Raw genomic sequence first — 343 nt, 5'->3', positions numbered from 1 at the left:
AAAAATTAGAACCTTTAAGTTTAAATAGACAAAATGAGTTTTTACTTAAGGCTTATTATAAAGTTTGTAAAAGTATTAAGCATTGTAGAGATTTTAGTAAAATTCTAAGTAATGATTTTGAAAATATACAAAGTATATATTTGAGTTTAAATGAAAAAGAAGAATATTTAAACTTAGCTATTGAAAAAATAGATAAATTTAAAAATAAACTTGAAGATATAAAACAAATGCAAGATTTATATGAAATTTTACAACCTCTGCGTACTCAATTTGAACTTAATCTTGCTAGAATTTATGTTTTAAATCCTAAAACCAAAGAAGATGCTTTTAATAAAAGTATTCT

Annotated in this window: 1 pseudogene; it reads left to right on the top strand. The window is 20.7% G+C overall.

Annotated features, from left to right (window positions below):
• Positions 1 to 343 (top strand): annotated as a pseudogene (locus ELQ04_RS08565) (motility associated factor glycosyltransferase family protein); the annotation flags it as partial.

The organism is Campylobacter sp. CH278, from assembly GCF_004378845.1.
Lineage (GTDB): Bacteria > Campylobacterota > Campylobacteria > Campylobacterales > Campylobacteraceae > Campylobacter_D > Campylobacter_D jejuni.
This window is presented reverse-complemented; position numbering and strand designations above follow the sequence as displayed.